The organism is Janthinobacterium sp. P210005 (assembly GCF_036231865.1).
Lineage (GTDB): Bacteria > Pseudomonadota > Gammaproteobacteria > Burkholderiales > Burkholderiaceae_D > Janthinobacterium > Janthinobacterium kumbetense.
On record NZ_JAZARC010000002.1, the window covers coordinates 209,758 to 224,679 of the forward strand.

Here is a 14,922-nt window from a genome sequence, read left to right on the forward strand (position 1 = left end):
TCAAGCTCCTGTGGGGGTAAAGTAATTGCAGACGCAGCCGCGCTCGTTGCGCACGATGTGGAAATCGATGTCGTACAGCGCGCGCAAGCGCTCTTCCGTCACGACTTCGTGGGCGGGGCCGGAAAAGCGCACGGCGCCGCCCTGCATGGCGACGATGTGGTCCGAATAGTTGGCGGCGAAATTGATGTCGTGGATCACCAGGATCACCGTGCGGCCCTGCTCGTCGCACAGGCGCCGCAGCGCGCGCATGATTTGCACGGCATGCTTCATGTCGAGGTTGTTGAGCGGCTCGTCGAGCAGCAGAATATCCGTCTGCTGGGCGATCGTCATGGCCAGGAAGGCCATCTGCCGCTGGCCGCCGCTCAGCTCATCGACATACGCCAGGCGCAGATGCTCCAGCGACAGGAAGGCGATGGCGTCATCGATGGCTTGCCGGTCCTGCTCTGTCAACGCGCCTCGGCTGTAGGGAAAGCGGCCGAAGGCGACCAGCTCTTCCACCGTCAGGCGCAAGTGAAAATCGGGCGACTGGCGCAGGGTGGCCACGAGTCGCGCATAGTCCCGGATCTGGATGGCTGCAATGCTGCGCCCGTCTATCATAATCTCGCCGCCTTGCGCTTCCTGCAGACGCGCGATGAGCATCAGCAAGGTCGTCTTGCCGGCGCCGTTCGGGCCGATCAAGGACGTCACTTTTCCCCTGGGAAACTGCGCGCTGACCTTGGCCAGTACGCGCTTTTCGCCGTAGCTTTTTTCAATCTGTTTGACGTGGATCATGCTGTGCCTCGGGTGCGGACCATGAGCGCGAGGAAATAGGCGCCACACACCAGGTTGACGAGGATGCCAACGGTGGTCCGGTAGTTGAAAACGTGCTCGACCAGCAACTGGGCGGCCAGGAAGATGACGATGGCGATGGCGCAGCCCAGCGGCAAGGTGACGCGATGGCGCGCCGTGCGGGCCAGGGCGTAAGTCGTGTTCGCTACAAAGATGCCCATGAAGGCCGTCGGTCCCAGCAAGCTCGTCGACACCGCCACCAGCACGGCGATCAGCGCCAGCTGCAGCCGCACCATGCGCCGGTAATCGATACCGAGCGAGATGGCCTGTTCGCGCCCCAGCGCCAGCACGTCGAGCGCCGGCAAGGTTTTCAGCACGGCCACGCAGGCGGCGCCCGCCAGCACGGCCGAGTACAGCAACTGCACGGGCTGCGCCTTGTTGAACGAGGCCTGGCTGAATCCTTGCAAGATGGCAAATTCACCGGGACTGATGCGCAACTGGATGAACTGGGTAAATGTGCCGATCACCATCGTCAGCACGAATCCCAGCAGCAACAGGAAATACACGTTGTTCTTTCCATCACGAAACAGCCAATAGTGGATGGCCCAGGAATACGCGAGCATCAGCGCAATCGACACGACAAAATTGCCGTTCTGCCCCAGCAGCACGACGCTGTGCATGCCCATCGCGAGGATCAGCAGCGATTGCAGCAGCAAATACACGGCTTCGTAACCCATGACGGCCGGCGTCAGGATGCGGTTGCCGGCGATGGTCTGGAACACAATCGACGACACGGCCACGCAAACGCCGCCGATGACGATGGCGGCCAGGCGCGACATGCGCTTGGGAATGACGTAATCGACATCCAGATTTGCGCCGATGAAAAGGAAAGCGAGCGCCAGGGCCAACACGGCCAGCCAGAGCATGCGCTGGTTCAAACGGCGCCTCATCGCCGCCCCCGGATGATCAACATGAGGAACAGCACGCCCCCCACGCCCCCTGCCGTCAGGCCGATGGGCACTTCGAATGGATAGATCAACAAGCGCCCGGCGATGTCGCAGGCCAGCAGCAGCGACGCGCCGCCCAGCGCGACGATGGGCAGGGTGCGGTCCAGCTTGTCGCCGTAGCGCAAGGCCACCAGGTTGGGGATGGCCAGCCCGACAAACGGGATCGCCCCCACCGTGATCACCGTGGCAGCCACCGTGACGGCCACCAGCATCAGGCCCAGCGCCACCGTGCCCCCATAGTTCAAGCCCAGGCTGGTGGCCATGCCCTCTCCCATGCCCAGCACCGTAAAGCGCTGCGCATACAGATACGTCAGGGCAACGATGGGCAGGATCAGATAAATGATTTCATAGTTGCCCTGCACGATCTTCGAGAAATCGCCCAGCAGCCAGCCCTGCATGCTTTGCAGGATGTTGTTGCGGTAAGCATAAAACTCGGCCACGGCGCTCAGCACGCCGCCATACACGAGGCCGATGACGGGGACGAGTATCGTATTCTTGAAGCGGATGCGGCGGATCAGGGCCACATACACGAGGCTGGCGGCAAAGCAGAAGGCCAGCGCGAACGCCATCTTGCCGGCCGTGCCCGCCGCGGGCGCCACGGTGAGCGCCACGAGAATGCCCAGCTTGGCCGCGTCGAGACCGCCCGAGGTGGCCGGTTCAACGAATTTGTTGCGCACGATGTGCTGCAGGATGACGCCGCACACGGACAGGCCCACGCCCGTCAGCACCAATGCCGCCAGGCGGGGCAGCCGGCTGGCCGTCAGGGTCAGCCATGCATCGGCGGACGGCGCGCCGGACGAGGACAACAACTGTGCCCACTCCATCTGCCTAGCGCCCACCAGCAAGGACGCGCAGCACAGCAGGAAGAAGACGAAGAACAGACGCGCGCGTGTCAAATGCGGGACTCCGTGCCTGCCTGGCGGGCGGGCGCGGCGATGCGCCAGCCCTTGGCCTCCTGGCGCTGGGCCAGGAAGTGCGCGTACAGGCCGTGCTGCGCACGCAAGGTGGCTGGCGCGCCCTGCTCGCGGATCGTGCCACCGTCCAGCACGACGATCTGGTCGGCCATGGCCACCGTCGACAACTGGTGGGCGATGACGATCACCGTGCGCTTGCCGCGCAGCCGCGCCAGCGCTTCGGCGATGGCGGCCTGGTTTTCCGCGTCAAGCGCGGCCGTCGCCTCATCGACCAGCAAAATCGGCGCATCCTTGACCAAGGCGCGGGCAATCGCGATGCGCTGGCGTTCGCCGCCGGACAGGCGCGCGCCGCCCTCGCCGACCAGGGTATCGAGTCCCTGCGGCAGGCGGGCGATGATCTCGGCCACGCCCGCCTGCCGCGCCGCTTCCAGCACCTCGGCATCGGTGGCGCCGGGCTTGCCGATGCGAATGTTGTCGCCGATGCTGCCCTGGAACAGATAACTGTCCTGGAATATCTGGCTGATCTGGCCAGCCAATTGCTCGCTGGACATATCGCGCACATCGACGCCGCCCACCAGCACCGCGCCTGCGCTGGCGTCAAAAAAGCGCGCGATCACGCGCACCAGGGTCGTCTTGCCGGAGCCGGACGCGCCGATCAGCGCCGTCATGCTGCCCGGCGCAATCTGAAGGTTGATGCTCGTCAAGACGTCGGCCTGATCCTGTGCATAGCGAAAACCTACGCCGCGCAATTCGACGGCGCCGTCGCGCGGCGCTTGCGGCTTGTCTGCTTCCGGCAGCGGCTGCACGGCAAAAATATCGCGCGCCGCGTCGAGCGGGCCGCGCGCGCCGCGCAGCACTTCGCCATAGCTGGCCACTTCCTGTAGCGGGTCGACAAAGCGCACCACCAGCAGCAAGGCCACGATGACGGCGATGGCGTCGCCCGCGCCGGCAGCACCGCCCGCCAGGCTGTCAAGCCACAGCGCGGCGGCGGCCAGCAAGGCGGCAAAGATGGCTTGCACGGTCCAGGCGTTGAGCACGGACGACAGCGCAGACAGGTAAATGAGCCGCGTGCCCGCGTGGCGCTGCGCGTCGATCGCTTGCTGCAGGAAACGCGTGCCGCCGTCAGCTGCACCACTGCCGTTGCCATTGAATGCGCGCAAGACGGATTGCGCTTGCGCAAACTCAACGAGGCGCTGGCTGGTCTGGGCAAAATGGTGGTGATAGGCATCGTCGGCGCGCTGGCCCAGGTACGCGGTGAGCCGCAAGGCGCCGGCCAGCAGGGGCAGCGCCAGCAGCGCGATGAGACCCAGCTGCCAGTGCAGCGCGAACAGCGCGACGACCATCACGACGGGCGTGACGGCGCCGCAGATGACGGGCGTCAACACGTGGGCGGGCAGCTGGGCCACATTCATCATGCCTTGCGTGATGACGTGGCCCAGTTTTGCCGTGTTGTCCGGCGTGAACCAGCCGACGGGCAGGCGCGCCACGTGGTCGCCCAGGCGCTGGCGCGCCCCTTGCAGCACCGTCACTCCCACGCGCACGCCGGCCTTTTCTACCTGGCGCCGCCAGGCCCAGCAGGCAACCAGCCCGGCCAGCAGCACCAGCAGCCACAGGGCCGCGCCACCCACGTCGCCACCCAGCAGGCGGCCCAGGGCCAGCACCAGCGCCGTGATGGTCAATCCGCTGAGCACGCCATACGCGAGCGCCATGGCACAGTAGCGGCGGAACACGGGCGCGTCATCGCCCAGCAGTTGAATAAACGTTTTCAGCATGGCAGCACCGCGTCTTCCTGGAAATCCGGATAGCCGCCCAGCGCCAACAGTTGCGCATAGCGGCCCTTGTCGGCGAGCAAGCCGGCATGGCTGCCCTGTTCGACGATGGCGCCGTTCTCGACGACGACGATGTTGTCGGCATGCATCACCGTGTCGAGCCGGTGCGCAATGATGAGCAGGGTGCGGTCCCGGGCAAAGCGCGACAGCGCGTCCTGGATCGCCACCTCGTTTTCCGCATCGGCCGCGGCCGTCGCTTCATCGAGCACCAGCACGGACGGGTCGAGCAGCACGGCACGCGCGATGCTTACGCGCTGCAACTCGCCGCCGGACAATTGCGCATCTTCGCCGATGACGGAATCGTAGCCGCGCGGCAAGGCCAGGAGGCGTTCATGGATATTTGCCAGGCGCGCCGCCTGTTCGATCTCTTGCATGCTGGCCGATGGCCGGCCCAGCGCGATGTTCTCGCGCACGCTGGCGTGGATCAGGCGCACTTCCTGCAGCACGAAACCGATGCGCCGGTACAACTCGGGCGTGGCGATGTGCCGCAGGTCGACGCCGCCCAGGGTGATGCGCCCCTCGGTCGGGTCGAAAAAGCGCAGCAGCAGCCGCGCCAGGGTCGACTTGCCGGAACCGGAAGCGCCGACGATGGCCGTCACCGTGCCGGGCTGCAAGGTCAGCGTGATATCCGACAGCACCTTGTTGTGTCCATCGTAGGCATAGCCGACGCCTTCCAGGCGGATCTCCGTGCCGTCGGGCAACTGCTGCTCATCCGGCGCCGGCTGCGCCAGCACGGGCGTATCGAGCAAGGCTTGCACGCGCTGGGCCGCTCCCGTGGCGTTGTTGAGGTCATGCGTCAGGTAATGCAGCAGCAGCATGGGCGCGGAAATGCCGGGCGCCACGAGGGCGAACGGCAGGATATCGACGGGCGCCATCCAGTCCAGGGCCACGAAGGCCGTGCCGGCAAGCACCACCACGCCCAGCACGGCGACGGGCGCGATCAGCGCGTTGGCATTCGCCATCGAGCCGACCAGCGGACGGGTAAACGCGGCAAACGCCTCGGCAAACGCATCGACGGCCGCGCGGTAGCTGCCGTGCGCGCGTCCCGTGGCGCCGAACGCCTTGACCACGGGAATGCCGTTGACGAATTCCACCACGGCATTATTGATGCGCCCCATGCCGGCGACGAATTGCTCCATGTTGCCGCCGCTGGCTTTCATGGCGCGGCCGAAGAACAGGAAGAAGCCGGGAAACGGCAGGATGGCGATGAGGGCCAGGCGCCAATCCATGGCGAATAGATACACGACGGAGATGGCGATGGCGCCCACGGCGCGCCCCGTTGTCGTATAGAAGTGCGCCGTGAGGCTGTGCAGGGTATTGATGTCGTCCTGCATCGCCTGCTTGACCTCGCCCGAGGCCCGGCTGGTGAACCAGCCCAGCGGCACCTGTCCCAGGCGCTGCATGGCTTGCAGGCGCAATCGATGCGTGAGGCGGTTGTCGGCCAGGTGCGCGGCCAGTTCTCCCAGCGACATCAGGGCCATGCCGAGGAACAGGCAGACGACGCTGGCGACGATGATCTGCCACACAGCGCCCGGCGCCAGCGCGGGGGCCATGGCGATTTGCGCGATCTGCGCGATGCCGGCCAGCGGCACCAGAGTGAGCATGGATCCCGTGCCGGCCAGCACGGCGGCGGCGATCAGGCGTCCGCGGATGGGGTGCAGTATCCGGCTGATCGGGCCGGGCTCGCGGCGTTGGCTACGCATGGGAAAAACGGGAAAAAACGTGCATAAGGTCAATGGATAAGGGTGGCTCTCACCCTATATCCCGAACGAGAATGCAAAACCCTCAATCGGGCCCGGAAAATTGTCAGGCAGCGGCCTGGGGTATGGCTTGCACCGTCACCCAGTAGCGCGTGCGCGCGAGGATTTGCACGGGCAAGGCCAGCGCCAGGTTATGCAGCGCGCGATCCGTGTCGCGCAGGGAAAACACGCCGTTGACGCTCAAGCTGGCGACGGCCGGGTCGCAGCGCAGCAAGCCGGGGCGATAGCGGGCCAGTTCCGCCAGCAGCTCGTCCAGGCGCATGTTGTCGGCCACCAGCACGCCCTTCGTCCAGGCCGCGGCGCTGGCCGGCACGGGGGCGGCCGATTGCACGATGTCCGCCGAGAAGATGGCGCTGTAGCCCGTGGCGATGCCCACGGCGTGGCCGGGCGCATGCGCGAGGCGTATTTCGACGGCGCCCTCGAAGACGGCCACGCGCGACGTGTGTTCGTCTTGTCGCAAGGTAAAACGCGTGCCCAGCGCCTGTACCGTGCCGTGGCGGCCCTGCACGCGGAACGGCCGCTGTGCCGGGTCCGGGTCGTGCGCCGTGGTAACGAGGATTTCGCCGCTGCGCAGGATCAGCAAGCGCTCGCTGGCGTCGAAACGCACGTCGATGGCGGAAGCGGAGGCGAGCATGACGCGCGTACCGTCAGGCAAGGTAATCTCGCGGATCTCGCCCGTGGCCGTGCCGTGGCCGGCCGTGGCCACTTGCCAGGCATCCGTGCCGCGCAGCATGTACGCCATGCCGCCCACGGGCAGCAGCACGGCCAGCAGCTTCAGGGCACGGCGGCGATTCAGGTAGGCGGCGGGCGCCGGTTCGCGCAGCGCGTGCCGGGCCGCATCGCGCGGCACGCTGTGCAGCTTGCCCTCGAACGCTTGCAAACGCTGCCAGGCGATGGCGTGATGCGGATGGGCCGCGCACCAGCGGGCACAGGCAGCCCGGTCTTCGTCGCTGGCGTCATCGGACCACAGGCGCGCCATCCACTGGGCAGCCTGCTGCACGACGGCGGGCGCGATCACCACCTCCATGGCTCAGGCGTCCGACGCGTGCATGGCCTGGTAGCAGGCCAGCAAACCGGCGGCGATGTATTTTTCGACGGACGAGACGGACACCTGCAATTCGGCGGCGATGTCGCGATAGCTGAGGCCATCGAGTTTGCACAGTAACAGGGCCTTGCGCGCCTTGGCGGGCAACTGGTGCAGCACCGCATCGATTTCCGTCAACGCCTCGATCACCAGCGCGCGCTCTTCCTCGGACGGCGCCAGCGCCTCGGGCACCAGGGCCAGCACTTCCAGGTAGGCGGCCTCGATCTGGCGGCGGCGGTACAGGTCGATGACCATGCCGTTGGCGATCTGCGTCAGGTGACGGCGCGACTCCCCGGCCGGCGGCATGCGCCCCGTCTTCATCAGGTGCAGGTACACATCGTGCGCCAGGTCGGCCGCATCGAAGGCATTGCCGAGTTTACGGCGCAGCAAGCCACGCAGCCAGTGATGGTGGTCGGTGTACAGACTGCTGACTTGCTGCTGAAGCGCTAACTCGGCGGTGCTCACGATACCCTTCCTGTCGCCAACGGCCGGCAAGAACAGGCGCATCGGATTATAAATGAGAATTATTCTCATTGTACGCCGAGTGACGAGGAAAACGCAATACGGCGACGGGCAGCAAACGCCCTCAGCCCTGCTGCCGGACGGGCCTGAACAGCCTGAACGCGACCCACAGCGAAGGCCGGTAGACGTGCAGTGCGGCAGCGAGCAGCACGCCCCACGCCAGCGGAGCAAGCACCCCCAGGCGCTGGGCAAAAAACGCGTGGCCCGCCGCCAGCAGCGACAGCAGGACGGTGCTCAGGTACAGCGAACGACGCGGCAGCGGACGCCAGACGCGCATGCCCAGCTCCGTCTTGACGACGAAATACACGAGGAAGCCCAGCAGTTGAGACACGGCGGCGCCCGTGGCGCCATGGCGCGGCACCAGCACGGCGCCCGCCAGCAAGGTGCCCAGCAAGCCGGCAGCAAAGGCGGCGATGGAAAATGCCGGACGGCGGGCCAGATTGATGCCGACGCCGGTCACTTCCGCCAGGGCATACAGCAGCGGCTGGCCGACCGTGGCCACCGCCATGTACGCGACGCCGTGATAGTTGGGAGGCAAGACCCAGCCGATCAACCAGGCCAGGGCGCCCGCCAGGCAAAAGCCCACCACCACGATGGCCTGCGCATGGCGGCAAATGGCCGCAATATTCGACAGGCCGCCGCCGGCCGCGGCCCACTTGTGTACTTGCGGTATCCAGACAATCGTAAAAATCGATTGCACCAGCCAGGCGCCGGCGGCCACGCGCGTGGCCAGCGCATAAATGCCGAGTTCGTCAAAGCCGGCAAAGAAACGCAGCAAACCCATGCCAGCCGACAACATGAACATATAAAAAATCCCGCTCACCAGCAGGGGCGCAGCCTCGGAAAGCAGGCGCCGCAGCAGCACCCGGTCCACGGTGGTGTTCCAGGCTTGCGCCAGCGATACGCGCGCATGCCACAACAGCCATAGCGTGACCAGCCAGGTGGTGGCCACGACCAGGCTTGCCAGGTGCACGAAATTGCGCTGCGGATCCCACCACAGGACAGGCAGCAGCAACAGCAGCGACATTTTCGGCAATACCTGCGCCAGGCTGAATACCCAGGCGCGCTCCTGCATGCGGAACAGTTGCGCGATCAGGCGATTGGCCAGGGCGCTCAGCATGCCGGCGGCGAACAGGACAGCCAGTGCAGGTTGCGCCACATCAAATAACAGTTGCGCTACGGGCGCGGCAAACACGAGTATCACGGCCAGCGCCACGGGCGCGAGCAGCACGGCCGGCAGCAGGCACGCTTTCAGCAAGCCGCTACGCGCGGTGCTGTAATGGTATTCATGCAGGAAAGCCTTATCCAGCCCCAGTGACAGCAGCAAACCGGCCACCGTGCATGCGGTCATGAAGAAATCCAGCTTGCCGATGTCGGCAGGCGGAAACAGCCAGGCCACGGCAGGCACGGTGGCCAGGCCGCACAGCAGCGACAAGATGGGGCCGGCTGAAAAACCCGCGAGACGGTTCAGGCGCATCGTTCAGCCGGGCCGGGCATCTCAGCCATGCCTGTCGTTGGAGAAACGATAGGGCACCGTGTCCGAATCGGCCGGCACGCGCCAGTGGTCCGGCGCATCATAGCGATACGCATGGTCCACCGCATTGACGAGGATGGCAAGAGTGCTGCAGTAATTTTGCACGCCATGCCAGACGCGCGGCGGCACGACGAGCAGGCCGGGACGCCTGGTGCCCAGCTTGAATTCGTTGAGCATGCCAAAGGTGGGCGACTCCTCGCGCGCGTCGTACAGCACCACGCGCATCTGGCCCGCCGCCACGAACAGGCGGTCCGTCGTGATGGCATGCGCATGCCAGGCGCTCAGTCCGCCCGGCTCCAGGGTCGAGGCGAATATCTGGCCTATCTGTGCCGCATCGGGCACCCATTCGGTGCGGAAAATTTCGGTCAGGCTGCCGTACGCCGTCAAGACAGGCTTGATTTCCTGAAAGATCACGCCATCGATCAAGGAAGGCGTTGCCGGCTTCCATTCCTTGGTAATGCTGACGCCATCCTGCTTCGCGCCAGCCAACAACCAGTTATCTTTCTCAACCACCAGATTTACCCCTAGAATTTTTATTAAAATGCTCTTATGTATTGCAACCGTATTATCTATCGCTGCGACATGTCCTTCAATCCCCGGCGGCGGCGTAATTCACGTAAAAATGTGCCTTTGCGCCAATATTTGAGCCAGAAGCCGGGATGCGGCGGCCACAGCCCCAACATATAGCAAAGACGGCGTGACAATGCTTTCATGGCCGTTATCGCGGACTGTAGCGGTGCAATAAGACGCTCACGGCCCACCTTGCCATACAGCGTGGAGACAGCCTGCAGAATATTCAGCGGATCCTGCATGTGCGCCCACCAGAACGCATGCTCGGCGTGTTGCCGCTCCAGGTAGGCATTGCTGCGGCTGCCAGACTGGATCAGGATGGCGCCGATGCGGGGGTGGGCCAGCATCGGCCGTCCCGCGCGATACACGCGGTGCAGCCAGGCTTGCGACGGCCAGCAGCGCACTTCCCATGAGGGTTGCCATGGGCCGATCTGCAGGGCCAGCTCGCGCCGCATGATCCACAGGGTAGCGGGCACGTCCATCCACGGACGGTACGGTTGCACGCCATCCGCCAGCGCCCCCACCATGTGATATCCCACCGGCAAAACCACCAGTCCCTGGCCAAAAGCCAGGTCGGCCCCGGTGCGCTCGAGGACCTCGATACTGCTTTGCAAATGATCGGGCAACCACAGGTCATCGTGGTTCAGGAATGCCAGATAGGTGCCGCGGGCCAGGCTGACGCCGACATTGTTGGGCCCCGTCTGTTCGCCGTAATTGGTTTCCAGATTCACAAAGCGGATGCGCGCGTCGCCGAACGCGGCGACCACCTCGGCGGTATCGTCGGTGCAGCAATCGCCGACAATAATCAGTTCCCAATCCTGCACGGTGCTGGCGAGTGCAGACTGAATAGCGTACCCGAGGATATTGCTCCGGTTGTACGTGGCCATGACGATGGAAACGAGCGGCGGTTTCTCCGGCTGCATGGCAGGCCTTTTCAAATAGACAAACAAAAAATGCCGCCCAAGTGCATTGAGCGGCATTTCGCAATGGACGAATGCAATATGTTGCTGGCGCTTGCCAGCAAGCATCTGTCCTTAGACGTTGAACAGGAAGTTCAGCACGTCGCCATCCTTGACGACGTATTCCTTGCCTTCGGCGCGCATCTTGCCCGCTTCCTTGGCGCCCGCCTCGCCCTTGTAGGCGATGAAGTCGTCATAGGCGATGGTTTGCGCGCGGATGAAGCCGCGTTCGAAGTCGGTGTGGATCACGCCGGCCGCCTGCGGTGCCGTGGCGCCGACAGGGATGGTCCAGGCGCGCACTTCCTTCACGCCTGCCGTGAAGTAGGTCTGCAGGCCCAGCAGCTTGTAGCCGGCGCGGATCAGGCGGTCCAGACCAGGCTCTTCCATGCCCATGTCGGCCAGGAAAGCGCCCTTGTCGGCATCGTCCAGGTCGGCGATTTCCGCTTCCAGCGCCGCGCAGATGGCGACGATGGGGGCGTTTTGCGATTGCGCATAGGCCGTCAGCTGGTCCAGCAGCGGGTTATTCGTGAAGCCCGAGTCGGACACGTTGGCCACGAACATGGCCGGCTTGGCCGTGATCAGGCACAGCGGCTTGATCAGTTCCATTTCATCGGCATCCAGGCCCATCGCGCGCACGGGTTTCGCGTCGTTCAGGTAAGGCATCATGCGTTCCATGATGGCCAGCAGCTTGGCCGCATCCTTGTCGCCCGAGCGGGCTTTCTTGTTTTCGCGGTGGATGGCCTTTTCCACGGTGCCCATGTCGGCCAGCGCCAGTTCGGTCTGGATGACTTCGATATCGTCGAGCGGGTTGATCTTGCCGGCCACGTGGATGACGTTGTCATCTTCGAAGCAGCGCACGACGTTGACGATGGCGTCCGTTTCACGGATGTGCGACAGGAACTGGTTGCCCAGGCCCTCGCCCTTCGATGCACCGGCCACCAGGCCGGCGATGTCGACGAATTCCACGATGGCGTTAACCATGCGTTCCGGCTTGACGATGGCGGCCAGCGCATCCATGCGTGGGTCCGGCACTTCGACGACGCCGACGTTCGGCTCGATGGTGCAGAACGGATAGTTTTCAGCCGGGATGCCGGCTTTCGTCAGTGCATTGAACAGGGTGGACTTGCCGACGTTCGGCAAGCCGACGATACCGCATTGGAGACTCATGGGAAAACCTTTAAATAATCAATTTTGCCGGCAAGCGGCTGGTGCAAAAACGGCCTGTACAGGCGTTTTCTGGATAATCTTGCTGTAATAAATCTGGTAAGGGTCAATTGTACCTCTATGCACCCTACTCTTCAAAAAAACCGCCCTCTGTGCCGCTAACTGTCGCCATCCCCGTCGTCCGGCTGCGACGCATCGAATTCCAGGATGTCGCCGGGCTGGCATTCGAGCATCTCGCAGATTTTCGACAGGGTATCGAAACGCACGCCGCGCACCTTGCCCGACTTTAGCAGCGACAGATTCTGTTCCGTGATGCCGATGAAGGCCGCCAATTCCTTCGATTTCACTTTTTTCCTGGCCAGTACCAGGTCGAGGCGCACGACGATGCCCATCAGATGAACCCGCTGTTTTCATCGGCCAGGCGCTGGCCTTCGTGGAGGATTTGCGCCAGCGCAAAGAACACGGAGCACAGCAGCAAGGTCCACAGGTCGCCGCCCGTGACGTCGACCACCAGGCGCAACTGGCCCGCGCCCTCTTCCAGCAAACCGAACAGCATGCCGCGCACGGTCGGCTCCAGCAGGGTCAACAGCGTTCCCAGCAGCAAGCCGCCCGCGAAACGGCGAAAGTGCGCCGCCACCTGCGGCGTAAAGTACACGCCCTGCTCGAACTGGCGCAGGACCCGGGCCAGCTGGCGCACGGCATCGCCCAGCACCAGCAAGGCCGGCAAGGCCAGCGCCAGGCCCAGCACCCGCTGCCACCACGGCATGGCCGCCAGGTGCTCGAATGGCTGGCTCTGCAGTTGCAGCATCAGCTCGTACATGCCGGCGCCACCCAATGTCCCATGCGCGGCCGGCGCGGGCGCCAGCCAGCCCAGCACCGTCAGCAGCAGGTACAGCACGAAGAACGTCGTCACGCCATGGCGCACGCGCCGGCTCAATACAGCGGGGCCTGACTGATTTTTTTTCATATTTAAAAGTATACGAAAGTACAAAGTGCCGCTAGAATAAATTATCGTAAAACAATAATTAAATCATGTTTTGCGACCATTTTAACATGTTCACCCTATCCTATCGACTGGAGACACCATGAAAACCCTGCTTGCCTCACTCGTTTGCAGCACCGCCCTCCTGCTCGGCGGCGCCGCCCGCGCGCATGACTTGAACGCCATGCTGCAGCAGGCGCTGGCCGACAGGAGCGTGCCGGCCATGGCCATCCTGCTCATTCGCGACGGCAAGATCGATGCGCAGGCGCAGGCGGGCGTGCGCGCCAACGACGGCCATGACGCCGTACGCGCCGATGACGTGTGGAATATCGGTTCCGACGGCAAGGCCATGACGGTGACCCTGATCGCGCGCCTGGTGGAGCGGGGCGTGCTGTCGTGGGATGCGCCGCTGTCCAGCATGCTTCCCGCGCTGAGCGCCGGCATGCGCGCCGAGTACCGCGACGTCAACCTGATGGACTTGCTGGCGCACCGCGCCGGTTTACCGCCCAATCCGGACGAGGACTGGATCAATTCCACCTACACGGATGCGCGCTCCTTGCCCGTGCTGCGCCTGGAATACGCACAGCGCGCGCTGGCCGACGCGCCGGTGGCCGCACCGCGCGGCGAATCGCATTATTCGAACAGCGGCGCCATGATCGCCGCCGCCATCGCGGAGCGGATCACGGGCAGGACCTATGAGGAACTGATGCAGGCGGAAGTATTCGGCCCGCTGGGCATGCAGGCCGCGTTCGGTCCCACGGTGCGCGGACAAAACCTGGGCCACAAGGAAGGCAAGCCGATCGCCGGCTTGATGGCCAGCAACCCGCTGATGATGGCGCCCGATGGAGAAATTCACCTGAGCATGGCTGACTGGGCCAAGTTTGCGCTCGATCAACTGCAGGGCGAAAAAGGCAAGGGCAAGCTGCTGAAACAGGAAACCTATGTCTTGCTGCACACGACCCAAGGCGACACGAACGCGGCCCTGGGCTGGGGCGTGATGCATTTCCCGCCCCAGGCGCCGCAGCGCGTGCTGACCCACCTGGGCTCGAACGGCTACTGGCACGCGCTGATCGCGCTGGCGCCCGGCAGCGGCGACGGCTTGCTGATCGCCGCCAACGCGGGTGAAGGCAGCAGCGCCCAGGCCAGCCAGCAGCAGATGGCGAAAACCATCATGGCCGGCTTCGGCAAGGCGGGGAAATAATTACGCGGTGTGCAACTTCATGGTCGCCGCCTCGAACTTGCCCTCGACGATCAGCGGCATGACTTGCAAGGATTTGTCGATCGCCTGCTCGATCAGCTCCTGGTCTTCGCGGCGCGGGCGGTGCAGCACGAAATCGGCTACCTGCTGCTGCAGGCTCAGGGTGCGCGGATGGCCGATGCCCAGGCGCAAGCGCCAGTAATCCTGCGTGCCCAGCGCGGCCGTGATGTCCTTCAAGCCATTATGGCCGCCGGCCGAGCCGCCCTTCTTCAGGCGCGCGATGCCGGGCATCAGATCGAGTTCGTCGTGCACGACCAGCACTTCATCGGCGGCGATCTTGAAGAAACGCGCCAGCGCGCCCACGGACTGGCCCGAGCGGTTCATGAAGGTCAGCGGTTCGAGCAGCCAGACTTCGTTGCCGCCGATGGAGGTCTTGGCCAGCATGGCGTTGTAGCGCGAATCGCGCTGCAAGCGCGTGCCGGGCAAGCTGTTGGCGAGGTTGTCCACCAGCCAGAAGCCGGCATTGTGACGGGTTTGTTCGTATTCGGGTCCCGGGTTGCCGAGGCCGACGATCAGGCGTATGGGCATGGCTGTGTCTGCAGTGTAAAAACGTATTATCGGTGAAAACAGG

Annotated in this window: 15 protein-coding genes; 1 reads left to right on the forward strand and 14 read right to left on the reverse strand. The window is 64.4% G+C overall.

Annotation, left to right across the window (positions count from 1 at the left end; translation table 11 throughout):
- The 13 genes from VPH40_RS10935 to VPH40_RS10995 all read right to left on the reverse strand — a co-directional run bounded on the left by VPH40_RS10935 (position 1) and on the right by VPH40_RS10995 (position 13,078).
- On the reverse strand, positions 1-771 hold the full coding sequence (locus tag VPH40_RS10935; RefSeq protein WP_328573451.1) for an iron ABC transporter ATP-binding protein: 771 nt from the start codon (positions 769-771) through the stop codon (positions 1-3).
- Positions 768-1,718, reverse strand: a complete 951-nt coding sequence (locus VPH40_RS10940; RefSeq protein WP_251349360.1) for an iron chelate uptake ABC transporter family permease subunit — start codon at positions 1,716-1,718, stop codon at positions 768-770. Before VPH40_RS10940 ends, VPH40_RS10935 begins: the two co-directional genes overlap by 4 nt.
- The gene (locus VPH40_RS10945) at positions 1,715-2,671 is read right to left on the reverse strand and encodes an ABC transporter permease (protein ID WP_328573452.1); all 957 of its coding nucleotides are present in this window, start codon (positions 2,669-2,671) and stop codon (positions 1,715-1,717) included. The genes VPH40_RS10940 and VPH40_RS10945 overlap by 4 nt, the downstream gene beginning before the upstream one ends.
- Positions 2,668-4,461, reverse strand: a complete 1,794-nt coding sequence (locus VPH40_RS10950; protein WP_328573453.1) for an ABC transporter ATP-binding protein — start codon at positions 4,459-4,461, stop codon at positions 2,668-2,670. Before VPH40_RS10950 ends, VPH40_RS10945 begins: the two co-directional genes overlap by 4 nt.
- Complete coding sequence (locus VPH40_RS10955; protein WP_328573454.1) at positions 4,455-6,221, reverse strand: ABC transporter ATP-binding protein; 1,767 nt, start codon at positions 6,219-6,221, stop codon at positions 4,455-4,457. Before VPH40_RS10955 ends, VPH40_RS10950 begins: the two co-directional genes overlap by 7 nt.
- A 103-nt stretch (positions 6,222-6,324) precedes the next feature.
- Positions 6,325-7,305 carry a FecR domain-containing protein gene (locus VPH40_RS10960; protein ID WP_289899505.1) on the reverse strand — a complete coding sequence of 327 codons (981 nt, stop codon included), beginning with the start codon at positions 7,303-7,305 and terminating at the stop codon, positions 6,325-6,327.
- Positions 7,306-7,308: 3 nt separating this feature from the next.
- A complete protein-coding gene (locus tag VPH40_RS10965) occupies positions 7,309-7,827 on the reverse strand; it encodes a sigma-70 family RNA polymerase sigma factor (RefSeq protein ID WP_289905744.1) in 519 nt (172 codons plus the stop codon).
- Between the two features lie 121 nt (positions 7,828-7,948).
- Positions 7,949-9,361, reverse strand: coding sequence for a lipopolysaccharide biosynthesis protein (locus VPH40_RS10970; RefSeq protein ID WP_328573455.1), 1,413 nt, complete (start codon positions 9,359-9,361; stop codon positions 7,949-7,951).
- 21 nt (positions 9,362-9,382) lie between these two features.
- Positions 9,383-9,931 carry a dTDP-4-dehydrorhamnose 3,5-epimerase family protein gene (locus tag VPH40_RS10975; RefSeq protein ID WP_251349366.1) on the reverse strand — a complete coding sequence of 183 codons (549 nt, stop codon included), beginning with the start codon at positions 9,929-9,931 and terminating at the stop codon, positions 9,383-9,385.
- Between the two features lie 56 nt (positions 9,932-9,987).
- Entirely contained in the window at positions 9,988-11,016 is a 1,029-nt protein-coding gene (locus VPH40_RS10980) for a glycosyltransferase family 2 protein (RefSeq protein ID WP_328573456.1), read from the reverse strand.
- Positions 11,017-11,022: 6 nt separating this feature from the next.
- Positions 11,023-12,114 carry a redox-regulated ATPase YchF gene (ychF, locus tag VPH40_RS10985; RefSeq protein WP_086145737.1) on the reverse strand — a complete coding sequence of 364 codons (1,092 nt, stop codon included), beginning with the start codon at positions 12,112-12,114 and terminating at the stop codon, positions 11,023-11,025.
- Positions 12,115-12,269: 155 nt separating this feature from the next.
- Positions 12,270-12,503 carry a helix-turn-helix domain-containing protein gene (locus VPH40_RS10990; RefSeq protein WP_034778346.1) on the reverse strand — a complete coding sequence of 78 codons (234 nt, stop codon included), beginning with the start codon at positions 12,501-12,503 and terminating at the stop codon, positions 12,270-12,272.
- Entirely contained in the window at positions 12,503-13,078 is a 576-nt protein-coding gene (locus VPH40_RS10995; protein WP_289899508.1) for a DUF2975 domain-containing protein, read from the reverse strand. Before VPH40_RS10995 ends, VPH40_RS10990 begins: the two co-directional genes overlap by 1 nt.
- A 118-nt stretch (positions 13,079-13,196) precedes the next feature.
- Between VPH40_RS10995 and VPH40_RS11000 the strand changes: the two genes are divergently transcribed.
- Positions 13,197-14,294, forward strand: coding sequence for a serine hydrolase domain-containing protein (locus tag VPH40_RS11000; protein ID WP_328573457.1), 1,098 nt, complete (start codon positions 13,197-13,199; stop codon positions 14,292-14,294).
- On the opposite strand, the gene pth is transcribed toward VPH40_RS11000, so the two are convergent.
- The gene (gene pth / locus VPH40_RS11005; RefSeq protein WP_034778342.1) at positions 14,295-14,879 is read right to left on the reverse strand and encodes an aminoacyl-tRNA hydrolase; all 585 of its coding nucleotides are present in this window, start codon (positions 14,877-14,879) and stop codon (positions 14,295-14,297) included.
- Positions 14,880-14,922: the final 43 nt, after the last annotated feature.